General features: G+C 65.8%; 24 protein-coding genes and 1 tRNA gene. 17 read left to right on the forward strand and 8 right to left on the reverse strand.

Translation table 11 applies throughout. The features are described from left to right. Window positions 1–52: 52 nt before the first annotated feature. From ABIC17_RS07360 to ABIC17_RS07395, 8 genes are all read left to right on the forward strand, one after another. The gene (locus ABIC17_RS07360; protein WP_354280479.1) at window positions 53–1,360 is read left to right on the forward strand and encodes a spinster family MFS transporter; all 1,308 of its coding nucleotides are present in this window, start codon (window positions 53–55) and stop codon (window positions 1,358–1,360) included. A 90-nt stretch (window positions 1,361–1,450) separates the two neighbouring features. Continuing rightward, window positions 1,451–2,560, forward strand: coding sequence for an S-(hydroxymethyl)glutathione dehydrogenase/class III alcohol dehydrogenase (locus ABIC17_RS07365; protein ID WP_010217246.1), 1,110 nt, complete (start codon window positions 1,451–1,453; stop codon window positions 2,558–2,560). Continuing rightward, a complete protein-coding gene (gene fghA / locus ABIC17_RS07370) occupies window positions 2,560–3,420 on the forward strand; it encodes an S-formylglutathione hydrolase (RefSeq protein ID WP_354280480.1) in 861 nt (286 codons plus the stop codon). Before ABIC17_RS07365 ends, fghA begins: the two co-directional genes overlap by 1 nt. An 89-nt stretch (window positions 3,421–3,509) precedes the next feature. Then, a complete protein-coding gene (locus tag ABIC17_RS07375; protein ID WP_131528913.1) occupies window positions 3,510–3,770 on the forward strand; it encodes a hypothetical protein in 261 nt (86 codons plus the stop codon). Window positions 3,771–4,036: 266 nt separating this feature from the next. Next, a complete protein-coding gene (locus ABIC17_RS07380; RefSeq protein WP_354280481.1) occupies window positions 4,037–5,023 on the forward strand; it encodes an aldo/keto reductase in 987 nt (328 codons plus the stop codon). Beyond that, window positions 5,020–5,841 (forward strand): SDR family NAD(P)-dependent oxidoreductase, encoded by an 822-nt coding sequence (locus ABIC17_RS07385; RefSeq protein ID WP_354280483.1) that lies wholly within the window; start codon window positions 5,020–5,022, stop codon window positions 5,839–5,841. Before ABIC17_RS07380 ends, ABIC17_RS07385 begins: the two co-directional genes overlap by 4 nt. Before the next feature lie 77 nt (window positions 5,842–5,918). Beyond that, entirely contained in the window at window positions 5,919–6,266 is a 348-nt protein-coding gene (locus ABIC17_RS07390; protein ID WP_354280485.1) for a glycine zipper 2TM domain-containing protein, read from the forward strand. Between the two features lie 237 nt (window positions 6,267–6,503). Beyond that, window positions 6,504–6,890 carry an Hpt domain-containing protein gene (locus ABIC17_RS07395; RefSeq protein ID WP_354280620.1) on the forward strand — a complete coding sequence of 129 codons (387 nt, stop codon included), beginning with the start codon at window positions 6,504–6,506 and terminating at the stop codon, window positions 6,888–6,890. A 185-nt stretch (window positions 6,891–7,075) separates the two neighbouring features. Here ABIC17_RS07395 and ABIC17_RS07400 read toward each other — a convergent pair whose 3' ends face one another. Next, the gene (locus ABIC17_RS07400) at window positions 7,076–9,418 is read right to left on the reverse strand and encodes a hypothetical protein (protein WP_354280486.1); all 2,343 of its coding nucleotides are present in this window, start codon (window positions 9,416–9,418) and stop codon (window positions 7,076–7,078) included. An 83-nt stretch (window positions 9,419–9,501) separates the two neighbouring features. On the opposite strand from ABIC17_RS07400, the gene ABIC17_RS07405 reads away from it, so the two are divergent. From ABIC17_RS07405 to ABIC17_RS07425, 5 genes are all read left to right on the forward strand, one after another. Further along, entirely contained in the window at window positions 9,502–9,795 is a 294-nt protein-coding gene (locus tag ABIC17_RS07405) for an Hpt domain-containing protein (protein WP_354280488.1), read from the forward strand. Window positions 9,796–9,906: 111 nt separating this feature from the next. Beyond that, a complete protein-coding gene (locus ABIC17_RS07410) occupies window positions 9,907–11,067 on the forward strand; it encodes a hypothetical protein (RefSeq protein ID WP_354280489.1) in 1,161 nt (386 codons plus the stop codon). Window positions 11,068–11,129: 62 nt separating this feature from the next. Next, complete coding sequence (locus ABIC17_RS07415) at window positions 11,130–12,245, forward strand: DUF2336 domain-containing protein (RefSeq protein ID WP_354280490.1); 1,116 nt, start codon at window positions 11,130–11,132, stop codon at window positions 12,243–12,245. Next, window positions 12,242–13,660 (forward strand): sensor histidine kinase, encoded by a 1,419-nt coding sequence (locus ABIC17_RS07420; RefSeq protein WP_354280492.1) that lies wholly within the window; start codon window positions 12,242–12,244, stop codon window positions 13,658–13,660. The genes ABIC17_RS07415 and ABIC17_RS07420 overlap by 4 nt, the downstream gene beginning before the upstream one ends. A gap of 78 nt (window positions 13,661–13,738) precedes the next feature. Then, window positions 13,739–13,927, forward strand: coding sequence for a hypothetical protein (locus ABIC17_RS07425; protein WP_354280494.1), 189 nt, complete (start codon window positions 13,739–13,741; stop codon window positions 13,925–13,927). Between the two features lie 16 nt (window positions 13,928–13,943). Here ABIC17_RS07425 and ABIC17_RS07430 read toward each other — a convergent pair whose 3' ends face one another. The 3 genes from ABIC17_RS07430 to ABIC17_RS07440 form a co-directional block, all read right to left on the reverse strand. After that, a complete protein-coding gene (locus tag ABIC17_RS07430; protein WP_502958421.1) occupies window positions 13,944–14,600 on the reverse strand; it encodes a DUF4893 domain-containing protein in 657 nt (218 codons plus the stop codon). 103 nt (window positions 14,601–14,703) lie between these two features. Beyond that, a complete protein-coding gene (locus ABIC17_RS07435) occupies window positions 14,704–15,489 on the reverse strand; it encodes a 3-hydroxybutyrate dehydrogenase (RefSeq protein ID WP_354280497.1) in 786 nt (261 codons plus the stop codon). Window positions 15,490–15,519: 30 nt separating this feature from the next. Beyond that, entirely contained in the window at window positions 15,520–16,680 is a 1,161-nt protein-coding gene (locus ABIC17_RS07440; protein WP_354280499.1) for a patatin-like phospholipase family protein, read from the reverse strand. A 159-nt stretch (window positions 16,681–16,839) separates the two neighbouring features. On the opposite strand from ABIC17_RS07440, the gene ypfJ reads away from it, so the two are divergent. Then, complete coding sequence (ypfJ, locus tag ABIC17_RS07445) at window positions 16,840–17,748, forward strand: KPN_02809 family neutral zinc metallopeptidase (RefSeq protein WP_354280501.1); 909 nt, start codon at window positions 16,840–16,842, stop codon at window positions 17,746–17,748. Between the two features lie 202 nt (window positions 17,749–17,950). Here ypfJ and ABIC17_RS07450 read toward each other — a convergent pair whose 3' ends face one another. Beyond that, the gene (locus ABIC17_RS07450) at window positions 17,951–18,940 is read right to left on the reverse strand and encodes an NADP-dependent oxidoreductase (RefSeq protein WP_354280502.1); all 990 of its coding nucleotides are present in this window, start codon (window positions 18,938–18,940) and stop codon (window positions 17,951–17,953) included. 136 nt (window positions 18,941–19,076) lie between these two features. Next, window positions 19,077–20,126 (reverse strand): DUF2171 domain-containing protein, encoded by a 1,050-nt coding sequence (locus ABIC17_RS07455; RefSeq protein ID WP_354280504.1) that lies wholly within the window; start codon window positions 20,124–20,126, stop codon window positions 19,077–19,079. Between the two features lie 242 nt (window positions 20,127–20,368). On the opposite strand from ABIC17_RS07455, the gene ABIC17_RS07460 reads away from it, so the two are divergent. Next, window positions 20,369–20,444: transfer RNA gene (locus ABIC17_RS07460), tRNA-Ala, on the forward strand. A 58-nt stretch (window positions 20,445–20,502) separates the two neighbouring features. Here ABIC17_RS07460 and ABIC17_RS07465 read toward each other — a convergent pair. Together ABIC17_RS07465 and ABIC17_RS07470 are read right to left on the reverse strand one after the other, a co-directional pair. After that, window positions 20,503–21,534 carry a Vgb family protein gene (locus tag ABIC17_RS07465; RefSeq protein WP_354280506.1) on the reverse strand — a complete coding sequence of 344 codons (1,032 nt, stop codon included), beginning with the start codon at window positions 21,532–21,534 and terminating at the stop codon, window positions 20,503–20,505. A gap of 125 nt (window positions 21,535–21,659) precedes the next feature. Then, window positions 21,660–22,052: a hypothetical protein gene (locus ABIC17_RS07470; RefSeq protein WP_354280507.1), complete on the reverse strand. Its 393-nt coding sequence runs from the start codon at window positions 22,050–22,052 to the stop codon at window positions 21,660–21,662. Between the two features lie 222 nt (window positions 22,053–22,274). On the opposite strand from ABIC17_RS07470, the gene ABIC17_RS07475 reads away from it, so the two are divergent. Together ABIC17_RS07475 and ABIC17_RS07480 are read left to right on the forward strand one after the other, a co-directional pair. Beyond that, entirely contained in the window at window positions 22,275–22,622 is a 348-nt protein-coding gene (locus ABIC17_RS07475; RefSeq protein WP_354280509.1) for a UrcA family protein, read from the forward strand. A 196-nt stretch (window positions 22,623–22,818) separates the two neighbouring features. After that, window positions 22,819–24,387: a tetratricopeptide repeat-containing sulfotransferase family protein gene (locus ABIC17_RS07480; protein ID WP_354280511.1), complete on the forward strand. Its 1,569-nt coding sequence runs from the start codon at window positions 22,819–22,821 to the stop codon at window positions 24,385–24,387. Window positions 24,388–24,447 lie beyond the last annotated feature (60 nt).

Consider the following 24,447-nt stretch of genomic DNA (forward strand, 5'->3'; position numbering starts at 1 on the left):
GTCGACGCGAACATTGAGGATGCGCGGACACGACGTCCGCGGAGATCGGTTTTTGAGTAGCGAGACGACGCCAACCCTGTCCCCCGCGCGCTGGTATGTCGTGACGATCCTCGCCCTGGTCTATGCGCTCAACATCGCGGACCGTTATGTCGTGTCGACCGTGCTTGAGCCGATCCGCAAGGAATTCGGATTGAGCGATACCGGGGTCGGCTGGCTGACCGGCGTGTCGCTCGCTTTCTTCTATATCATCGCCGGACTTCCGATCGCGCGCTATGCGGACCGTGGCAACCGGCGCAACATCGTCGCGGTCGCGCTGGTGACGTGGTCGGGGATGACCGCGCTGCTCGGGCTGACGCACAATTTCTGGCAGTTCCTGCTCGCGCGGATCGGGGTCGGGATCGGCGAGGCGGGTTGCACGCCGCCCTCCACCTCGATCATCGCGGACAATTTCCCGCGCGGACGTCGCGCGTTCGCATTGACCCTGTGGGCGCTGGGGTTGCCGCTCGGCGCGTGGCTCGGATCCAGCGTCGCGGGGGCGATCGTCGATCATTTCCATAGCTGGCGTGCGGCGTTCATCGCGCTGGGTGTCCCGGGCGTGTTGTTCGGGGCGATCATCTTCCTGACGGTGCGCGAGCCAGTGCGCGGACGGTTCGAGCTGCCCGGGACGGCGGACGATGCGGCAACCTTCGTCGAGACGTGCCGCTACCTGTGGACCCAGCGATCGGCGTGGCACATCAATGCGGCGGGCGCGGTGATCTGCCTGTGGGGCTGGGGGATGCTGTTCTGGATGCAGACCTATTTCGAGCGCGCCTACGGCCTGTCGACCTCGGAAGCGGGCGCGCGGTTGGGGACGATCTATTTCTGGGCAGGCACGCTCGCGACGATCGCGACCGGCGCACTGCTAGCTTTGCCGCAGATGCAGGACGTCAAGCGGATCGCCTGGTTCCTCGCTGCCATCGTGATCCTGTCGACGATCCCGTCCTTCCTGATCTTCTGGACGCATTCGCTGACCGTGGCGACCGCGATGCTGTGGATCGTGATCCCGTGCGTCTATCTCTACATGGGGCCGACGATGGCACTGCTGCTCAACTTCCTGCCGCCAACGATGCGCGCGCAAGGGATGGCGATCAGCCTGCTCGCCGCCAACGTGTGCAACCTCATCGTCGCGCCCACAGTCGTCGGCTGGATCAGCGACACGCTCGCGCCGCGGCTGGGGAGCAATGCGGAGTCGCTGCGCTATGCTTTGCTCGCGCTGTCGCTGACCGGCTTCTGGGCGGGCTATCACTATCTCACGAGCGTGCGGACGTTCGACAGCGACGACGTGCGCCTGGGGCATCCGGGCAAACCCGGCGCCGCTTAGGGATCATTTGGCGGGACCGTTCGGCCACTCTGCGCTTTATGCAATGGAAGGCCGGCCTATAAGCGCCGAGCCCAGAGACCGGAGTATGCCATGAAGACCCGTGCCGCCGTCGCGTTCGAAGCGAAGAAGCCCCTCGAAATCGTCGAACTCGACCTGGAAGGCCCCAAGGCGGGTGAAGTGCTGGTCGAGATCATGGCGACGGGTATCTGCCATACCGACGCCTATACGCTCGACGGGCTCGACAGCGAGGGGCTGTTCCCGAGCGTGCTGGGGCATGAAGGGGCCGGCATCGTCCGCGAGGTCGGGCCGGGCGTCACTTCGGTCAAGCCGGGCGACCATGTCATCCCGCTTTACACGCCGGAATGCCGCCAGTGTAAGTCGTGCCTCAGCGGCAAGACCAACCTGTGCACCGCAATCCGCGCGACGCAAGGGAAGGGGCTGATGCCCGACGGCACGACGCGCTTCAGCTACAAGGGCCAGCCGATCTTCCATTACATGGGCTGCTCGACCTTCTCCAATTTCACCGTCCTCCCCGAGATCGCGGTCGCGAAAATCCGCGAGGACGCACCGTTCAAGACGAGTTGCTACATCGGCTGCGGTGTGACGACGGGCGTCGGCGCGGTCGTCAACACCGCCAAGGTCGAGGTCGGCGACACGGTGATCGTGTTCGGGCTCGGCGGGATCGGGCTCAACGTATTGCAGGGCGCGCGGCTCGCGGGCGCGGCGAAGATCGTCGGCGTCGACATCAACCCGGACCGCGAGGAATGGGGTCGGCGCTTCGGCATGACCGACTTCGTCAACCCTAAGGACGTCAGCGGCGATCTCGTCGCGCATCTGGTCGCGCTGACCGATGGCGGGGCGGACTATACGTTCGATTGCACCGGCAACACGACCGTGATGCGGCAGGCGCTGGAAGCATGTCATCGCGGCTGGGGTACGTCGATCGTGATCGGCGTGGCGGAAGCGGGCAAGGAAATCAGCACGCGGCCGTTCCAGCTCGTCACCGGGCGCAACTGGCGCGGCACCGCGTTTGGCGGCGCGAAGGGCCGGACCGACGTTCCCAAGATCGTCGACTGGTACATGAACGGGATGATCGAGATCGACCCGATGATCACCCACGTCCTGACGCTCGACGAGATCAACAAGGGCTTCGACCTGATGCATTCGGGCGAGAGCATCCGTAGCGTGGTGCTGTTCTGATGGCGGCGGTGAAGACCGTATCCGAGGTCAGGGCGCATGGCGGGGTGCAGGGCGTATACAGCCACGCCTCGACCGCGACGGGGACCGAGATGACCTTCTCGGTGTTCGTGCCCGACCATGCCGAGGGCGAGACGCTGCCGGTGCTGTGGTTCCTCTCGGGGCTGACCTGCACCCAGGCGAACGTGACCGAAAAAGGCGAGTTCCGTGCGGCCTGCGCCGCGCACCGCGTGATCCTCGTCGCGCCCGACACCAGCCCGCGCGGGGAGGGCGTGGCGGACGATCCCGACGGGGCGTATGACTTCGGGCTGGGCGCGGGGTTTTACGTCGATGCGACCGAGGCACCGTTTGCCGAGCATTACCGGATGTGGACCTATGTCACGGAGGAACTCCCGGCGCTGATCGGCGAGACGTTCGCGGCGGATATGGGCCGTCAGGGGATCATGGGGCATTCGATGGGCGGGCATGGCGCGTTGACGATCGGGCTGACGTTCCCGGATCGCTTCGCGGGCGTGTCGGCGTTCGCGCCGATCGTCGCGCCGTCGCAGGTGCCGTGGGGGGTGAAGGCGCTCGGCGGGTATCTGGGCGGGGACCGGGCGGCGTGGCGGCGGCATGATGCGGTTGCGCAGATCGAGGATGGTGCGCGGGTACCGGCGCTGTTGGTCGATCAGGGAGACGCGGACAATTTCCTGGCGGAACAACTTCGACCGGAATTGTTGCGGGCGGCGTGCGAGGAGGCGGGGATCGACCTGACGCTGCGGATGCAGCCGGGGTATGACCACAGCTATTATTTCATCTCGACGTTCATGGCGGACCATGTCGCTTGGCACGCACAGCGATTGCGCTTGCGTTCTCCCGCGTAGGCGGGGGGCCAGGGTTCCGGGGTGGTTGGTTTGCAACTCTGGATTCCCGCCTTCGCGGGAAAACAGGGAGAAATCTAAGCGGGTAGTTCATGGCTAAGAAGCGCACGTACCTTACCGCAACGCTCCCCGACGGGTACGTCAAGACGATCGGGCCTACGACCACTGCCTTCACGCATTACTGGCGGATCGTCGCTACGCTGGAGAACGGCAAGAGCGAGGTTTTCTGGGGGCATACCAAGTCGCTTGCTGAAGCAAAGCGCAAGACCGCGGCAGCGGGGGAGGCGTCGAAGATGCGCGGGTGGCGGGGCTTCGCGCTGGATATTGTCGAGGTTGTCGCGGGCGAGGGGTGATGCAAATGTAAAGCCCCTCCCCTTCAGGGGAGGGGTTGGGGGTGGGGAAGTGCTTCGCAGAGAGCAAGGTTCTGCTGGACTGCCCCACCCCAACCCAGTTTTAGGTGAAGGATGCCCCGCATCCTTCAGGCCATGCCGGGGGCATGGCCGACCTGACACTCCTGAAGGGGAGGGGCTTAGAACGTCCTGCAACCCTTTGCGCAGCGGAACATTGGGCGATCGACGGCAACGGGCACGCTAGCAATGCCCGGCCAAGGAGATCGCTAATGAAAATGCGCAAACTCGGCTCGCAAGGCCTTGAAGTATCGGCACTCGGCCTGGGCTGTATGGGCATGTCCGACTTTTACGGCACGCAGGACGACGTCGAGTCCGCAGCCACGATCAACCGTGCGATCGATCTCGGTGTCGACTTTCTCGACACCGCCGACATGTACGGCGTCGGGCGTAACGAGGAACTGATCGGACGCGTCGTTCGCGACCGCCGCGAATGGATCAAGGTCGCGACCAAGTTCGGCAACGTGCGCGGGGCCGACGGCAGCTTCCAGGGCATCAACGGCCGCCCCGAATACGTCCGCCAGGCGTGCGACGCGAGCCTCAAGCGCACCGGGCTCGACCTGTTCGACCTCTATTACCAGCACCGCGTCGACCCCGACGTGCCGATCGAGGAAACCGTCGGCGCGATGGCCGAGCTGGTGAAGGCGGGGAAGGTCAAATATCTCGGCCTATCCGAAGCCGCGCCAGAGACGATCCGGCGTGCGCACGCGGTCCATCCGATCACCGCGCTCCAGACCGAATATTCGCTGTGGAGCCGTGATCCCGAGGACACGCTGCTTCCCACGGTACGCGAACTGGGGATCGGCTTCGTGCCCTATTCGCCGCTCGGGCGCGGGTTCCTGACCGGGCAGTTCAAGACGCCCGACGACCTGCCCGAAGGCGACACCCGGCGCAATCACCCGCGCTTCCAGGGCGAGGCGTTCGCAAAGAACCTCGCGCTCGCGGAGGCGGTCGGCGCGATGGCGAAGGACAAGGGGTGCACGCCCGCGCAACTCGCGCTTGCGTGGGTGCTGGCGCAGGGGGATGACATCGTCCCCATCCCGGGCACCAAGCGTCGCCGCTATCTCGAGGACAATCTCGGCGCGCTCGACGTGACGCTGACCAGCGCCGATCTCGAACGGATCGACTCCATCCTGCCGCCGGGTGCCGCGACCGGAACGCGCTATGCCGCACCGCAGATGGCAGCACTCGATCTATGAGCGCGCTGTCATTTGGAAATCTCGCGGTCGTCACCGGTGGCGCGAGCGGGATCGGACTTGCGGCGGCGAAGGCGTTCGCAGGCTTGGGCATGCGCGTCGTCATCGTCGACCAACCCGGCGATTCTCTGGACAGCGCCGTCGCGGCGTGCGGCGACCAGGCGGTGGGCATGGCGGTCGATGTCAGCGACCGGATCGCGGTCGAGGCGCTCGCCGTTACCGTCGCGGAACACTATGGCCCGGTGTCGGTCCTGATGAACAACGCCGGGGTTGGCGCGGGCGGCGACGTGCTGGCCGACCCGGCCGCGTGGGAACGCGTGCTGGGTGTCAACCTGATGGGTGTGCTCCACGGCGTCCAGAGCTTCGTCCCTGCGATGATCGAAAGCGGACAACCCGGGATCGTGATCAACACCGGATCGAAGCAGGGCATCACGCAACCGCCGGGCAACACCGCGTACAATGTCAGCAAGGCGGGGGTGAAGGCGTTGACCGAGGGGCTGGCGCACACGCTCCGGCAACAAGCGGGCGACCGGGTGACCGCGCATTTGCTGATCCCGGGCTATACGTTCACCGGAATGACCGCCGCCAACACGCCGGACAAGCCTGACGCGGCATGGTCTGCGGAACAGGTGGTAGCGTTCATGCTGGAGGGGATCGGGGCGGGCGATTTCTATCTGCTGTGCCCGGATAACGAGACCACCCCCGAACAGGATCGCAAGCGGATCCTGTGGGCGGCGGCTGACGTTGCCGAGAACCGCCCGGCATTGTCGCGGTGGCATCCGGATTGGAAGGACCAATTCGAGACGTTCATGCGGGGCTAAGCCGATGCGGTCCAAATGAACTTTCGAAGGGGTCGATGGTTGATCGGCCACAGGGTTTAAAGACAGAGGACGACACCATGAAGAAGTTGATGATGGCGGTCATGATGGCTGCAGTGGCACTGCCAGGTCCGGTTCTTGCGGCGCAGGATCGCGATCGCGACGGGTATCGTGATGGCTATCGCGATCGTGACTATCGCGACCGCGGCCGCAACTATCGCGGGCGTGACTCGCGCCGTTACCAGGATTGCAAGCGCAGCAGCGGCACGACCGGTACGCTGGCCGGCGGTGCTGGCGGTGCAGTGCTCGGTAACGTGCTCGGTGGCGGAACGCTGGGGACGGTAGCGGGCGGCGTCGGTGGCGCATTGCTCGGCCGTCATCTCGACAAGAAGCATGACGCCTCGCAGAACCGCAAGAACGGTTGCTGATCTGATCTTTCGCGCGCGTCGCTGTGATGCGCGCGGAATTTCTCTCGAAGACCCCGTTCCTCATTGTGGGAGCGGGGTTTTTTCGTGCTCAACGCGGCGCGAAACGGTCATCCGCGGGCAATATTACGGTGTGTGTCAATCGCTCGTTTACGATCTCCCGCTACACCTGCGTCAGGACCTTCCCGTCCGCGTGGGACGGGATTGTTGGAGACGACCGTGCCACTCGACGACAGAAGCCTGATCGACTGGGCCGTATTCGCCCGCGCGCGTGGTGAACTCGGAGCAGGGTTTGTACGGATTCTCGGCTATTTCCGGGAGGATGGCGTAAAATCGGTCGCCGCGATCGAGGCGGCGATGCGGGCGCAGAATGCAGCGGCGCTGGTCATCCCCGCCCATACGCTCAAGGGCGAGGCGCGCCAGTTCGGGGCGGAACCGCTGGGTGAGCTTGCCGAGAAGATCGAAATCGTCGCGCGCGACTGCGTGGAGAGTCATGACACCCCCGATCAGGCGATGGCGGACGTTGCGGCATTGCGCGGATTGTTCGGAAGAACGCTTGCGATCCTCGAGGCCGAAGCGAACCCGGTCGTCCCGCGTCGGCAGGGTTTCGGCCGCCGGATCGGCTGACGGATTTTCAATGGCGAATACCCGGGACGCGGCAAGCGATCGGTAACACGCACTCTCGCTCAGAGAATTGCGCTTCCCCGGCGAAGGCCGGGGCCCAGTCGTGACGTCCTATATTGCAGCGAGCAGCCTTCGCCACCAGCCGCCCTCGACTGGGCCCCGGCCTTCGCCGGGGAAGAGCAGTGTGATCAGGTCCGCAAACGCTCGATCGCCTGTGCCAGCGCGACGTAAAGCTTGCCCATGTCCGACGAAAGCAGCGTCACGCCGAGCGGCGATCCGTCACGACCCGACAGGATCGCGCGCAACATTGATTCAAAGTCGTGGATGTAGCGGTTCACATGCTCGCGGAATGCCGCGTCGTCGTCGTAGAGATAGGCGATCTCACGCGCTTCGGTCGTGTCGAGCAACCGCACCGCACGCCGCGTGAAGACGCCGCGATCGCCCTTGAGATACGCTGACCACGCGCTGTCGGAAACGTCCGCCGAAAAGGTCTTGGCGATATCGATCGACGCCGAGTTGAGCGCCTCGACCAGCAACGAGACACGGCGCGCCATCGAGTTCTGGTCGGCTTCCTCGCGATCCAGCCGGTCGTCTTCGAACCGGGCTTCCAAGACCGCAGAGGCATCGGCCAGTGCGGTGATGCGGTCGACAAGGCGCTCGGACGCGCGGGCAGCCGATTCCGCAGCCGTGTCGGCAGCGCTGGCGATCGCCGCGAGCTGCTGCTGGACGGCATGCGTTGCGCCGCGCTCGACGGCGGCAGCGCTATGCTGCTCGATCGCCAGCGCCGCATCGGGAATGACGCTCGCAAGCGTTTCGCGCGCGCGCTCGGCTGCCGCATTGGCGGTGTCGCGAACCCGCAGCAATGCCTCGACCAGTCGCGGGGCGGCTTCGTCGGCGAAGCGGTTGGTCTGGCCGATCGTGTCATCGACGATCTGGCCGAGCGCATCCGCCTTGAGCTTGCCGTCGCTCAACGTGTCGATCAGCGTACCCGCGAGCTTCTCGACCGTATCGTGCTGCGTCGCGACGACATGCGCGATCGCCTCGATCGCGTCGTGCGTGCTTTCGGCAGCGGTGACGAGCGCAAGCAGTTCGGGCTTGGTCGCACCGACATGACGACGCGTATCGCCGACCTTGGTGTCGAGCCGGGTCAGCGCGTCGGGCAGCGTCTCGTCGATCTCGCGCGCGGCGGCGTCCAGCGCCAGCAGCAGGCGCTCGGTCGTCTCGATCGCGGTTTGCGCGACGGTGTCACCCATCCGCAAAGCTTCGGTCATCGCATGGGCGGAGCCGCCAAGCGCGCCGATCGACGCGGCAAGCGCCTGGCTGCGATCGATCCCCTGTGCATGGAGCGCATCGAACCGACCCGACACGTGAACGATGTGATGATCGAGCTCGGCGAAGATTTCGCTGCCCGTACCGCGTTGTGCGTCGAGCCGGGCGGCGACATGCTCGATCAGCCCCTCGATCTCGACGATCCGCGTGGCAAGGCCATCGGCACTGTCATGCGCGACCCGCTCGAGCGCCGCCTGGTTGGTACCGAGCATCGCGAGCAATGCGTCGCCCTGCGCGGCGATCCCGCGACGCGCTTCGTCGATTGCGTCCGCGGTCCGGCCGAGCAGCCCGTCGACCGCAAGCGACATGTCGCCGGTGACGCGCTCGAGCCGCGCACCGGCGGTCTCGCTGGTCGCTTCCATCCGCGTGATATGCGCGGCTAGCTTCTGCGCGGCACCATTGGCGACCGCATCTGCCTCGCGTCCGCGTTCGGCCAGCGCCGCCAGTTGCGCGTCGAGCGCTGCAGCATGTTCGGTGGCGGTGACACCCGTCGCCTTGAGCAATTGCGCCAGCGCATCGGTTTCGTGATTCGCGCGTGGCAGGAGCGCGAGCAGGACGTCGAGCCGGGTCTGCGCATTCTCCGCGGCCTTGGCGAGCGTCGTCGCATGCGAGTCTGCCGAGGCGATGTGGTCGCGCAGACCGCTCCCGACGCCTGCGAGCCGCGCAACCGCGCTGTCGCCCAGCGTGCCGAGCCATTCACTCTGTTCGGTAAGCTGAATGCGGTGATCGTCGATCCGGGTGGAAAGCCGGTTGATCGTCCGTTCGAGGTTGGCGGCTTCCGCGCGCATCGCCTGGGCGGTCCGCCCGAAACGGCGCGCTTCCGCGGTGCTGGTGCGCAGCGCGAGCAGCAACAGGATACCGATGAGGGCAGGGGGCATACACAGGCCGGCGACGAAGCTCACCAGCTCGGGGGCGGTCATGCTGGACAGCGACGGGCCCGACAACAGCAGCATCGTGACGATCCAGCCGAGCGACAGCACTACGCCTGCGACCATCAGCCACGGAAAAGGCTTGCCGGGAACCGCGTCTTCGTCCGAAAACACTTCGCTGAAGGCTTCGGGGCGGGAAGGATTTTGCATGGGCACGGTTTCCGCGTCGGACGACAGGGCTTGCGGGTCGGGCAGCAGATCGCCGTGCGGCGCGGAGCCGGGTTTCGGACGATTATTGGGCCGAAGATCGATGATGCGAGAACCCCCGTTCATAAGGGTCGTTTATCATGAAAAGCGCTGACGCAAAGCGAATAGCGAAACCCGACGTTAAGTCCTTGCTCCATACGGTCCGATTCATGGCGTATGAACCGGGTGCAATCGATGCGACGCTGGCGGCGGCAGTGGGCGACGAGCCCATGCTGATCGCTGAATTGCGGGTCGCGTTTCTGGAAAGTGTTCGTCGTGGGCTCCAGGGGCTGGAGATCGCGACGGACGAGGCGGAATGGACAAGCGCGGCCTGGCGGCTGCGCGGGCTCGCGGCGAGTTTCGGCGCGGTTCGGCTGATGGCGCTCGCGACCGAGGCGGCTGACTGCGACGTGCAGGATCCGACACTGATGCGGCGCTTGCGACGCGCGGTCGAGCGGCTTTAATCGTGATCTCATGGCGCGCACCCGTCGTGCGCGATGCTTTGTGCGTCATGGGCATTGCGCAACCGTGCGCGGCCTTTGCCAAGCTCATCCGAACGCCGTAACAGCGCGACCATGCTGGCTGGACTGATTTTCACGACCGAAGACGCCGATGATCGGCCTGGGACGCTTGCGGGTACCTTGCCGTTTGGCGGGTTGACGCTGGTGGAATTCCAGGCGCGGCTGCTGGCAGCGGCGGGGGCGACGCAGATCATCCTCGTCGTATCGCGGATGACGCCCGAATTGCTCGGCGTGATCGGGCGGATCGGACGGCGCGGCGGATCGGTTGACGCAGTACGCACCGCGCAAGAGGCGGTCGCCAAGCTTCACCCGCTCGCGCGGGTGTTGATCGTAGCGGACGGCGTGGTGACGAGCGGCGACATCATCCAGAGCCTCGCATCCGCCGGGCACGATACGCTGGTGATCTGCGATCCCGACGATCATCGGTACGAACGAGTCAGCGCGAAGGCTGCGTGGGCGGGTCTCGCCCTGCTCGAATGCAAGCGAGTCAGCGAAGTCGCCGCGATGCCCCGCGATTATAATTTCCAGTCGACGCTTCTGCGTGTCGCGGCGCAGGCCGGGGCGGAGCAAGTCCGTCTCGATCAGCACGACGCCCCCAAACATGCGATCGAACGCAGCGCGGACGCGCTGATCCGGCGCGGGACCAGCACGGTTGCCGCACTCGTCGCCAAACCGGTGCGCTGGGCCGAACGCTTCCTGCTGGCCCCGCTGGTCCGGTTCGCCTTGCCACCGTTGATGGCGCGCCTCGTCTCGACGCTGGCGCCGCTTGCGATCGGTGGCGCGCTGAGCATCGGTGCGGTGGCGGCGATCTGGGCAAAGCATCCGGTGATCGGGCTGTTGCTCGCGGCACTTGCGCTGGTAAGCGTCAGCATCGCGGCGGCGCTTGGCTGGATCCGCGAGGAGAGCCGCATCGCGACGATCGCGACCCATGCGCGCTCCGGGATCGTCGCCTGCGTCGCACTGGCCGTCGGATTCCGTGCAGACCCCGTGGCGGGAACGGCACTGGCGGGTGCGCTGGTTGTCGCGGGGGCGTTGCTCGAACGCGCCGCCTTGCCCGCGCTGCTGCGACGCTGGTGGGCGAGCCCGACCGCCTATCTCGTGATCCTGCTGCCGCTGGTGCTCGTGGGGTGGCCGTTGGTCGGCCTGGCGGTGGCCGCACTGTACGGCGCTGGGACACTTGCGGCCGCAATCGAGGCTTTTCGCCAAAAGCCGTAGTCTACCCGTCGCGGCAAACCGCGTAAGCCGCAGTCATGTCGATTGACGGTCGCGATACGGATTTGGGAGCCACGGAAGGCGTTGCGGTGTTGCTGGCGCGTGCGACTGCCGCGGAAAGACGCACGACGGATCGGCTGTACGGCGCGATCGACGATGTGTTGATGGACGACGCCGTCCGGCTGGATGATCGCACCCGATTGCGCATGCGCGCCGTCCTGGCGCAGCTGGCCGGCGGGATCGAGGCGGCGTTGCGTAGCCACGCTACACGATTGCTGATCTTGCGGGACGAAGCAGTCCTAGCCGAACGGTTGCGTGTTACCGCGGCCCCTGTTTTCGCGCGGCTGAATGCGAGCGGACTGCTGCGCGATCCCGCGCTGATCCGGGAACTGTTCGGGCGGGTGCGTCAGGATCTGATGGCCGACGCGCTGCCCATCCGTGCGCCCGACGACCCGGACCAGCCGAGCCTGCTGCCGCGGTTGTTGCACCATGTGAACCCGGCGGTCGGCGCAGCGTCGGGGGCGTTGCTCGCTGCCGAAAGCCAACGACGCAGCCATATGCCTATCGGTACGCCGCAACCGAGCGACCTGCCCGCGGACCTCCACCACCACCTCGTGTGGTGGAGCGCGGCGGCGTTGCGGATTGCGGTGGCCGATGCCGGGGACGGAGCGCCGTGGGCGCTCGATCGCGCGCTCGCCGAGGCGGCCGCGCACGAGATTGCCGCGCATGTCGAGGAGGATCGGCTCGAAACGGTCGCGATGCGGCTGGCGGGTGCCCTGGACCCCGACGCGAAAGCCCGCGCACGGTTGCTGGTCGAGGCATTGTCCGATCGTCGCCTGTCGCTGGTGATCGCACTGCTCGCGCAGGGGCTTGGGCTCGATTATGCCGATATGCGCGAGATCGTCCTCGATCCGGAAGGCGAGCGCCTGTGGCTGGCGTTGCGCGCGCTCGACCTGGACCGTGCGACGGTGGCGCGGATCGGTCTGGCGATGGCGGAGGCGGACCCGCGGCGCGACGTGGACGGTTTCGCCGACGCGCTCGACGATATCATGGCCACCGATGCCGTCGCCGCGTCCAAGGCGCTGGCCCCATTGCTGCTGCACCGCGAGTATCGTGCGGCGCTCAGCGCGATAGAGCGCGGCGTGCGGCGGGCCTGGCCTTCGGCAGGCATGCGGGGGTGACCCTCGATGACCCGGTGCTATTAACGACGGTGCACGCGACGCTGGATGCCGCGGGCCGGCTAGTTGCCGCGGACCGGCGTCTGATCGCACTGAATGCGGGGGCGGGGGGCATGGTCGGAGCGCCCCTGGCGGTTCCCGCGCTGGCCAAGCTGGTGCGGCTGGCGTTGCGTCTGGGCATTCCGGTGGCGCGGACGGTGATCGTCGCGGACGGCGGGGACGATCTCGATCTCTGGGCGCGTGCCGATCCCGGCGCGGATGGTGACCGCGGCGGGGTCAACCTTCTACTGGTCGGGTGGCGGTTGCGCGATCCCTGGCAGCCCGCTGCATCGCAGGAGACCCGCGACGAGGACTTCCTGCGCAGCGCCGCGCATTGGGTGTGGGCAACCGACTCTGCGTTGGCGCTGACCCATCTGTCGGCGCGCTCACCCGTGTCGCCCGATTTCGACGGGACCAGCTTTCTTGGTCAGCCGCTGACCCGATTGTTCGCTCTAGCCGAAGACGACGTCCGCGCCTTGCCGATCCTCAGCGGTCTGGCGCTGCGTCAGCCGTTCGATCGGCAGCGCGCCACGGTTCGCCAGACCGGGCAGGCGGTGCTGCTGTCGGCGATGCCGCGAACCGATGCGCATGGGGCATTCTGCGGTTTCGTCGGCACGGCGAATTGCGACGAGGCACCCGACCGCGCCGTTACCGATACGCTGCTGCCTCCGACATCACATGATCTCGCGGGGTTCACCGGCACCATCGCGGAACGGCTCGACCGGACGCTGCGCGTACCGCTCGGCCGGATCATCGCGGCGGCGGAAACGATCCGGGCACAGGCGGACGGACCGCTGCGGCAGGACTATGCAGATTATGCCGCGGATATCGCCAATGCAGGACGCCATCTGGTCGGTCTGGTCGACGATCTGGTTGACCTTCAGACGATCGAACTTCCGGGGTTCACGATCCTGCCGCAGCCCGTCGACCTTGCCGAGATCGCGCGCCGAGCGACCGGGATGTTGCGGATGCGTGCGTCGTCCGCGCGCGTGCAGATCGACGGGCCTTCTGCGGAGCAGGCGGTGCGCGCGATGGGGAATGCACGCCGGGGGTTGCAGATCGTCGTCAATCTCATCGCCAATGCGGTGCGCTATTCGCCGCTCGATGGCATGATCTGGATCCGGGTCGAACGCGAAGGGCATTTCGCCGCGATCATCGTCGGCGATCAGGGCAAGGGGATCGCGGCGGTGGATCAGGCCCGGATTTTCAACAAGTTCGAGCGCGTCGATCCGCACGAAGCGGGCGGATCCGGCCTTGGCCTGTACATCGCACGGAGACTGGCGCGGGCGATGGGGGGAGACGTGACGGTCGACAGCGCCCCTGGGCAGGGGGCACGGTTCGTCTTTACCCTGCCGCGCGATGCGTCGGACATGACATAATCGTCAATTGACGCGGCGCGTCCGCTGGGTAGCTTCGACGGTGCCCAGGTACGGGCGATTGGTTTTGGGAGTGTTCGTATGCGTAAGCTTATTCTGGCAGCGTCCGTGCTGGCGTTTGCGGTCGGCACCGCGCCAGCCGTCGCGGCACCGTGCAAGGATGCAAAGGGCCGGTTTACCAAATGCCCGACGGTGGCGCCCAAGGCCGGCAAATGCCGCCTCAACGGCAAGTTCGCGAAGTGCGGTACGCCGGGCGCGAAGCCTGCCTGACGGCCTTTAACGCGCGTTACGGCGCAGGCACGATCTCGACGACGTTGAGCAAGGATTCGAACCGGGGCGAGGGCAGGACCATCCGCCATCGTTCCGGCTCGATCCGTTCGACATACCCCGCAAGGTCGCGGTTGCCGTCCCGCCCATAGGCGAGCGGGCGTTGCTCATCGGCGAACAGCATCGTGCCGAGGAACACGGCGCGCGTCGACGTGTCGTCATACAGCGTCCCGACGGGGCGTTGCGCGCCATCGACCTTGTAGAGCCAGACGGCACCGTCCGCGACCTCCACCCGGCATTCAACCGGGGGATAGCGCGTCAGGTCGCGCATCGCGGTGCCGTTCGCCCCCAGTTTGATCATCTGGCAGCGATAGCGTCCCGCCGGGGGCGTCGGGTTGGGCAAGGCGTGGTCAGGGTTGAACAGCGTCGGATCGGCCTCGATCGACGCGATCAGCCCGGCCCCCCGGACCTTGGCCAGCGCTTCGAGCCATGCACCGCGCCACGATCGTAACCGGGCTCGGTCGGGCGGGGTCGCCACGCGGCGCCAGTCGGTTTGCCGGTCCGCCGGCGGGACGAGCACAGGCTGCGCCGACGCCTGTCGTGCACAGCCGCCGAACACGCCGACCATCGTGCACAGGATCAGCCCCGATACGCGGGCCAGGCCGTTCACCGGCATAGGGTCATGTTGGGCATCTTGCGAACCGATGGGACATGACCCCCATCAACCACGCTGTTCCAGCAATGCCAAGGACTTCCGTGATCCGCGCGTCCCGCAGCGGTCAGGCGGCGGTCCAGCCGCCGTCGACCGACAGGTTCGCGCCGGTGATCGCCTTCGCCTCGTCGCGGCACAGGAACAGCGCAAGTGCTGCGACCTGTTCGATCGTGACGAACTCCTTGGTTGGTTGCGCGGCAAGCAGGACGTCGTCCATCACCTGCTCGCGGGTTAGTCCACGCGCCTTCATCGTGTCCGGGATCTGCGCCTCGACCAGCGGGGTCCAGACATAACCGGGCGAAATGCAGTTGACCGTGACGCCGTGGGTCGCGGTTTCGAGCGCGATCGTCTTGGTAAGGCCGGCAAGCCCGTGCTTGGCCATCACGTAGGCCGACTTGTTGGGGCTTGCGACGAGCGAATGCGCCGATGCGGTGGAGATGATCCGGCCCCACCCCGCCGCCTTCATGTGCGGCACCGCGGCCTGCATCATGTACCAGGCGGAATGCAGGTTGATCTGCATAATCGCCTCGAACTTGTCGGCGGGGAAGTCCTCGATCGGTGCGACGTGCTGGATGCCCGCATTGTTGACGATGATGTCCGGGCCGCCGAGTTCCGCGTGGCACCGCTGGACCATTGCCGCGATCTGGTCGGGCTTGGTCATGTCGGCGGGGTCGTACAGCGCCTTCGCGTCGCTGGTCGCTTCCAGCTTCGCGCGTTCGGTCTCGATCGTCGCAGCATCGCCGAACCCGTTGATCATCACGCTCGCGCCCTCGGCGGCGAACACCTTCGCATATTCCAGCCCAATGCCGGAGGTCGATCCGGTCACGATCGCGGTTTTGCCCTTGAGGAACATAGCGGGGGTCTCCGATGGTGCGGTGAAGGGTCAGATCGGGCGGGGCGTGATCGGCTGGGTCAGGTCGAAAGCGGCGCTCTTGCCGGTCTCGATATTCTGCGCGATCAATTGCGCGTTGGCCATCGTCTCGGCAACCGCCTTCATGCCCGCATTCCAATGCTCGCGCATCGTCCGCGCGGAAAATTCGAAGTCGCGGCTCCCGCCCTCCCACGCATTGGCGCGGTGGATGAGGTGGACGAGGTTGACCGGATCCGCATTGGTCCGTGCGGCCAACGCCATGACGTCGGGATCATCCCGCATCTCTGCGGGCAGCTTCGCGAGCACCCGACGCGCCAGCTCGCGATCCTTGCGGTCGCGCATCATCATGTCGGACACCTGCCGCGTGCGGCTCGAGAAACGAATCTCCTTCTCGCGCGCCATCACGTCCATGATCGTGCGCGGGCGCTCGGTCGCGGCGGGAAACAGATCGATCTGGAATGCGAGCAATTCGCCCTGCTGATGCTCGAGCACGTGCGTCAGCGGGGTATTCGAGACGAGCCCGCCATCCCACCACAGCCGCCCGTCGATCTCGACGGCGGGTAACCCCGGCGGCAACGCGCCCGACGCCATGATGTGGCGCGCATCGATCCGCGTCTCGGTGGTGTCGAAATAGGCGAAGTTGCCGCTTTCCACGTCGACCGCGCCGACCGACAGACGCACCGGACCGGTGTTGAGCAGATCCCAGTCGATAAGCCCGTCGAGCGTCGCCTTGAGCGGGGAACTGTCATAGAAGCTCGTCGCCTCCGGCGTACCGGGCAACGCGAGCGTAGGCGGGACGAAACGCGGCGAGAAAAATCCGGGCACGCCGCCGGCGATCACCGTCGCGGCGGACCATTCGTGGAGAAATTCGCGAATCCGGTCATCGGGAAAGATCGGGAAACTGGGCAACGACCCGGTCATCGTGTCCCAGAATGCCGCAAGCTTCTCAACGCGCTTTTCGGGTGGGTTGCCCGCGAAGATCGCCGCGTTGATCGCGCCGATCGAGATGCCCGAAACCCAGTCGACCTCGATCCCGCTCGATGCGAGCCCCTCGATCACCCCCGCCTGATAGCTCCCCAGCGCACCGCCACCTTGCAACACCAGGGCGACGCATTCGGGCAACGGCAACGACTTTGCACGCCGTTTCGGTCTGATCGATTCGATATCCGCCATGCACGAGACATGGGGCTGTTGCAGTGCGGGATCAACGCCGGTTGCGGTGAACGTGGCATAACCGGCTACAAAAGAACGCTGTGGGCGACGTCGCTTGCAACAAGCCGGGCCGCCGCGCATTCATGCCGCAACGGCAACGACTTTCGGAATACTCCCGCCATGCGTCTCGATGATTTCGATCCCAACATCAACGTCGAGGACCAGCGCGGGCAGGGCGGCGGCGGCGGTTTCGGCGGTGGCGGCGGCCTGTTGTTCGGGCTGGTGCCGATGATCTTCAGCCGGTTCGGCTGCGGCGGGGTCGCGGTCCTGCTGGCGGTGATGTTCTTCTTCGGTGGTGGTCTCGGGATGCTCGGCGGTGGCGGCGGCCAGAGCGGTGCACCGACGCAGCAAGTCGGCCAGCCCCGCGCCGGCACCGACACGCAGTCGATCTGCTCAGTCAACCCGGAGAGCAAGGCCGCGTGCAATGCGTTCAGCTCGGCGGACAAGACCTGGGCCGCGATTTTCCAGCGCAACGGACAGCAGTTCCAGCAGCCCAAGCTCGTCTTCTACGGCGGCAACGGCCAGTCGGGCTGCGGCGCGGCGCAAAGCGCGATGGGGCCGTTCTATTGCCCGCGTGACCGGGGCGTCTATCTCGACACGAGCTTCTTTGCCGAACTCGCCGACAAGTTCGGTGCCAAAGGCGACTTCGCGCAATATTACGTGATCGCGCATGAATTCGGGCATCACATCCAGAACCTGCTGGGTACGTCCGATCAGGTGTCGCGCATCCAGCGCAGCGGCAGCGAAGTCGAGGGCAATCAGGCTTCGGTCAAGCTCGAGCTGCAGGCCGATTGCTATGCGGGTGTATGGGCGGCGCAGAACCGGGACCGGCTCGAACCCGGCGATATCGAGGAAGGCATGACGGCCGCTCGCGCGATCGGTGACGATACGCTGCAGAAGCAGTCACAGGGGCGCGTCGTTCCCGACAGTTTTACGCACGGTACGTCGGCACAGCGGATGAAGTGGCTGCGGGTCGGCATGGAAAGCGGCGACCCCAATGCGTGCAACACGTTCGAGGGGGCGATCTGAGGGATCGCTGACCTCTTTCTCTTACTTCCCTCTCTCTTCTACTTCACCGGCGAAGGCCGGGGCCCAGTAGCGAGAAGAGCAGTAACGAAGCGCGGCCCTCGATCGCACTGTTTCGCTACTGGGCCCCGGCCTTCGCCGGGGAAGCGAAAAAAGAAAGGGAAATGGATGGGAGCATTGCACCGCGACGCTCCCATCCAACCGCTTACAACTTCACCAGCATCTTGCCGGTATTGCCGCCGCTGAACAGCCCCATGAACGCATCCGGCGTCGCATCCAGACCCTCGTGGACGGTATCCTGGCTCTGCAGCGCCCCGGACTTCACCATCGCGGCCATGTCCTCGTAGAACTCGCTCGCCCGCGCAAAATATGGCGTGACGAGGAACCCCTGGATCCGGATACGCGCAGCGATCACCCGCATCAGATATTTGAGCTGCGTAGGCGTGCTGCTGTTATACCCGTCGATCATTCCGCAGATCGCAAACCGTGCCCCGTCGCGCGCATGCGCGAGCGCGGCATCCAGATGGTCGCCGCCGACATTGTCAAAATAGACGTCGATGCCGTCGGGCGCCGCCGCGCCGAGCGCCTTAACGAGCGGAGTGTCGCCCTTGTAATCGATCACATGGTCCGCCCCGAGCGACTTGACCCACGCGCACTTGTCCGCGCCGCCGGCTGAACCGATCACGGTCATGCCCTTGGCCTTGGCGACCTGCACCACGGTTGATCCGACCGCGCCCGCTGCCGCCGACACGAACACCGTTTCGCCCGCCTTCGCCGATGCCACGTCGAGCAGACCCCAATAAGCGGTCATCCCCGGCATCCCGAGCATCCCGAGGAACTGCTGCACCGGCACCCCAAGATCGGGGAGCTTCTGCACCTGCGATGCCGGCAGCACTGCTTCGTCACGCCAGCCAAGCATATGCTGGACCATGTCGCCGACCTTGATCGCGTCGGCATTGCTCTCGACCACCTCACCGATCGCACCGCCCTGCATCGGTTCGCCCAGCGCGAAGGGGGCGACGTAGGACTTCGTGTCGTTCATGCGGCCGCGCATGTAGGGATCGACCGATAGCCACCGATTGGCGACACGCACTTCGCCATTGCCGAGCGCGGTCGACGGGGTTTCGCTGAGCGCGAAGTTGTCCGCGGTGGGCATCCCTGCCGGGCGGCTTTTCAAGGTCCAGGAACGGGGCATTGTTACTTACTCCTTGGTGATTTCGAACGGGAGGTATGCCGTGCAAGCGCGGCTGGCAACGAAAAAACCCCTCCCCCACGATGGCGGGGAAGGGGCCTTCGAAACGACGCCAAAGTTTGCTGGCGTTACAAAGACCTTAGTAGGTCCCGCCAAAGCTCCGGTTGAGCGTGTGCGGGCCATCGCTGGTCTTGGTGTCGGACGTGCCGGGCTTCTTGTCGTCATCGCCGAACAGCGCCTGGTTACGCTCTTCGTCACGCCAATGCGCCTTGGCATCGTCGGCGGTCTTCGAGATCGTCACCTTGTCGTCGACGGTCTGCAACCAGCTCGACGGGATCGAATGATGGCGTCCGCCGGCATCCGAGTCGGTCTTGGTCAGCACGATCCGGTCGCCACGCACCTTGTCGACCGTGCCGACATGCGCGCCGTCCGAACCGACGACTTCCATATGCTCGGTGACCTTGGACAGGGACGAACGCTGCGTCTGACGATTGCTGCGCCACGAGCCAAATTCCGACTCGAACTTGGTACGGTTTTCGCGGCGATACTCGTCATAGTCGCGGTCGAGCGCGTCGATCTGCGACCGGCGCCAGCCAGTGTAGTGATCGTCGTTATGGCTCCGCTCGTTGCCGTAACGCTGGTCGTCGAAACGCGCATCGAATTCACGACGGCGTTGTGCCTCGTCATCGCCGAACCACGAACGAACCTCATCGCCTGCGCGATCGAAGAAGCCGCGGTCGTCATAATCATAGCCCTGCGGCTGGCGACCGTAGCCTTGCTGGCCACCGCCGGACTGCTGGCCCCGACCATAATCCTGGCTGGCACCACGGTTGCCATAGGACTGCTGTCGACCATAATCGCCGCGATTGTCGCCTTGGCCCTGGGAACGACCCTGGAAGCGATCACCGCTGCTGCGGTTCGCACCATAATCTCGACCATCATCCTGGCCGTAGGACCGGTCACCGTAGCCGCCTGCACCATAGCGATCGTTGCCGCCCTGGCCCTGGTATCCGCCGCGCTCACGGCCGTAGTCACCGCGGTTGTTTTCGGACGATCCGTAATTCTGGTATCGGTCGGACCCGCGTCCGTACGATCCGCGGTCGCCATAGTCGCTCTGGCCGTAGCCGTCGTTCTGGTCGCGGTTGCCGGTACGGTCCGAATACGACCGGGGATAGCGTTCATCTACCATGATAGCGTCCTCCTGAGACAATGGTCATCAAATGGCGCGGCGTTTGTCGCGTCGCATTGACAGGGGCATAAACTCAGGAAAAACCGAACCGGTTCCGCTCTTTGCCGCAGGCTTGGGGCACGTCGTCGCCACGTGCCCGGCGCATTTCCGAAGATTGCGTATGGCACCGCATTGTCGTTGCGTGCCGCGCAAACCGCGGTTAAGGCGGCAGGACCGCCCGCAAGGCGGACGAGGCGTGGTGCGGGGCTGTAGCTCAGATGGGAGAGCGCTGCAATCGCACTGCAGAGGCCAGCGGTTCGATTCCGCTCAGCTCCACCACGCCGCTTGCCGCCAGAAGGAATGTCTAAGTGCAGCCTTGGTAGGCCCGAACGGCGCTTCAGCGCCGGGGGCGGCAATCTTTCGGCAGGGCTTTCAGCGGGATGCGCGAGACCGTCCCGGAGCGCAGGTTGGTCAGCCAGACCGCCTTATGCCCGACCGACAGCGAATCCCCGCCGTCCCCGGTCCACTGACACAATACGGTCGCGGTGGCGGCATCGACGACCGTCAGCGGGGTCTTCATCATCGTCGTCCAAACCCGTCCCGCGCCGAATGCAATGTCCCCGCCGGGGCCCGGTGTGTTGAGCGGAAGCGTCACCGTCGTCCGGCGTGTCGCGATGTCGATCCGGCTCACGTCGCCGGTGCCCTGATTGAGCGTCCACACCGCGCCATGACCGGCGGTCACGAAACGCGGAGCCTTGCCGACGGGGATCGACCCCACGATCTGGGACGTGCGCGCATCGACGACCGTCACTTCGGCACCCTCGACCCGGGTGACCCAGACAAAGCCGCCGCTGAATACCGGGTTATAGGAGCCGGGCGGGAGCTGGACCACATTGAGAACCGCTCCGCTGACGGGATCGATCCGCGCGAGCGAACCGGTCTTGTCGGTGACCAGCCAGACGTTGCTCGCGCCGACCGCGATGCTCTGTTCGCCCCGCACCGGCCCCACGTCGAACACGCGATCGAGCACGCGCTTCCTCAAGTCGACCTTGGCGAGTTTCGGGATCGGTCCGCACAATGGCACCCACACGAAGTCCGCGTCCGCGGTGATGCCCGCGCACGGCCGACCCGGCAGCGCGATCGTCGTGACGCGGTTGGTGCGGGGATCGATCGCGTTGACCGAGTTGGGTCCGCTGCTGCCGACCCACACGGCGTCCGCGGTGATCGCCACCCAGTCCGCCGTCTTCCCGACCGGGATCGTCGCGGTGATCTTAAGGTCCGTCATCGGCCTGACGACGGGCGGGGATGGCCGCTGCCCCTCTGTCGCGGCGGTTCCGTTCTGCGCGCTCGCACCGCTGGCGTTCGTAACGGCCGCGAGCATGGCAAGGGTCGTGCAGATCGTGCGGCGGCGGAATTGAAGGGCGATCACGGTCTCATCCTTGTGGATTTCTGGCGCGGTGAATGGTCTCGCGTCTGAGCGTCGATCGCCGCTATGCCGTCATGACACTGCGATGGGCGGTTCGCGTCGAAAGCAAGCTGGCGGATGATGGACGCCTAGCGGGCCCGCACTTCGAGGGAGGCAAGTTGGACGCCCGAAAAGAGCAGCCCGATCGGCAGAGGTACGATGGCTTCCCCGCCGCCGGTCCCGCCGTTAGTCTCGCTGACGTGCACCGTGATCGTTCGCGTGGATGGCGGAAACCAGGTGCGGACCGTCTGCAGCGGCACGGCCACACGCCAGGCGCGCTTGCCCGAAACAGGGACGCGATGATCGCCAAGGCTGACGACCGCACTGCTATCGGTCCGCCGCCCCGTCACCATCAGGCACGTTTCGGCACCACAGTGTCGCAGATAGGTCCGTGCCTCGACGCGCGGTGCTGCGTCCGCCACGCCGCCCGCGAGGAACGACACGCCAAGCGTACAGAGGAGGCGGATGAGGGATGGGGCCATGCGCACGGTGATCGAACAGCGTGTCCAAACAGCCCATACGCTTTTTGACGTAGGGCGAGGCGGATGGGCGTTGCTCGTTGCTTGATCCCCGGCAAATCGTTCTTTTGCCACGAGATGTGAGCTTTCGCAGAACTGACGCGTTGTTTGTCGAGAAGCGCGAGGTGGTGTACAGCGTTTGCAAGGTCGTCGCAGAACGATCTTAATACACCGTAGGAGATTGTGATGTTGAAGTTGGCTCTGGGCGCGCTTGCGACCCTCGCGATGGCGCCTGCGGTTTCGGCCGCCGTCCCGGACAACCCATTGGTAAAGGATGCCGTGGTTCTCGATCTCAAGAACATCGATCTGGCGACGGTGAGCGGTCAACGGCGCCTCGCGATCCGGATGGATCAGGCAGCGCGCGCGGTATGCGGCTCGGGCCTCGCCACGATCCATCTGGCGCTCGAAGAGCAGGCGCGCACGTGCCGCGCCGAAGTCGTCGCCGATGTCCGTTCACGGATCGAGGCGCGCGGTGCCTCGACCGTTGCCAATGCGCCGCTGCCATCGCGCACAGCACTGGCGTCGCTGCGCTGATCAGGCGTCACTGATTGCCCCCCGCGGATACGGGCGTATCCCGGGGAGCAAGTCGGGGCGGCGTCCGATGCGCCGGATGCGTCATTGTGCGTATACCCATCGAGCACCCCGTGGCAGACCTCAAGGCCGTTCGCGGTTCTGGAGGTAGAGCTATCGTCTGTCATCGTCCCCAGGTCGGCCCGCGCGTCGGGTCGATGTGAGCCACGACCCCCGTATCGCCGCGGCGGAAGCGGCGCTCGAACGTGGTGATATTGCCAAGGCCGTCACTTTGGCGTCGGCGCTGTGCGACCAGCGACCCGATCTTCCCGACGGCTGGTATTTGCTTGGCTTGGCCGAAGCCGCTGCCGGCCGTGTCTCTCGCGGACTCCCGCTGGTGCAGCGTGCGGTCGCGCAGGCACCAACGCCACGACGGCTCGCGCAATATGCGCGGCTGCTCAGCCTCGGGCGGCGGGACGGCGAGGCGGGGCGCACGGCCCGCGAGGCACTCGCGCTCGGTCCGGAAGATGCGCTGAGCCTCGATACCATCGGGTGCGTGCTGGCGCGTCTCGGCGACCACGAGGGTTCGATCGCACCCTTCAAGGCGGCGGTGACCCGCGCGCCCGACGATAGCGGGTTTCGCTACAATCTCGCGGCGGCGTGCGGCTTCACCGGGCGTATTGCCGAGGCGCGCGACCATTACGAGATCCTGCTCACGCGCGAGCCGCACTACGCCCGCGCGCATTATGCGCTCGCGATCCTCGAGCGGCAGACTGCCAGCAGCAACCACATCGATCGGCTGCGCGCGGTGCTGGCAAGCACGATCGACCCGCTCGATATGATGCGGTTGCGCTATGCGTTGGCGAAAGAGCTCGAGGACCTAGGCTGTCACGACGACGCCTATGCGCACCTCGCCAACGCCAACGCCGTGCGGAAGCGCGATCTATGCTACGACTTCGCGAGCGATGCAGCACTGTTCGATGCGCTGGAGACGGGCTTTGCGGCGGATGTCCTGCCGGGGGAGGGACTGGACACGCGTGCCCCGATCTTCGTGGTCGGCATGCCGCGCACCGGCACCACGCTGGTCGACCGGATCCTGTCGTCGCATCCCGACGTGGCGTCAGCGGGCGAGTTGCAGGCGATGCCGCTCGCGGTGAAGGAAGCTGCCGCCACCCCGTCGCGCGTCGTGGTGGACGCGGCCACGATCGCTGCATCGCTGACAGCGGACCCGCGCGTCCTAGGCGAACGCTACATGGCGCGCGCAACACCGCACTGGCCCGCGGGCAGTTTGCACTTCGTCGACAAATTACCCGCCAACATGCTGTATGTTGGCCATATTGCCCGCGCACTGCCGCATGCGCGGATCGTCTGCCTGCGCCGCAATCCGATGGACACGGTGTGGAGCAACTTCAAGAATCTGTTCGCGCCGGGCTCGCCTTACTACTTCTATTCCAACGATCTGATGGACATCGCGCAGTATTATGCACGGTTCGATCGGCTGGTTGCGTTCTGGCAGTCCCGCTTCCCCGGGCGTATCCTCGAACTCGGCTATGAAGCGCTCGTCGCCGATCAGGAGGGTGAGACCCGACGGTTGCTCGACCATTGCGGTCTAGGCTGGGACGCCGCAACGCTCGCCTTCCACGCAAACACCGCCGCCGTCGCGACACCGAGCGCGGCCCAGGTCCGCCGCCCGATCAACGCCGACGCGGTCGGACGCTGGCGTGTGCACGCCGAGGCGCTGGAACCCGTACGTCGCTTCTTCGAGGCGAATGGCATCGTCGTGGACTGACGTACCCGTGGACGGCAAAGCGCCACCTGATCGCATCGATCAAGTGGCGCCGTGTCTCGT

Source organism: Sphingomonas sp. PvP056 (assembly GCF_040549155.1).
Lineage (GTDB): Bacteria > Pseudomonadota > Alphaproteobacteria > Sphingomonadales > Sphingomonadaceae > Sphingomonas.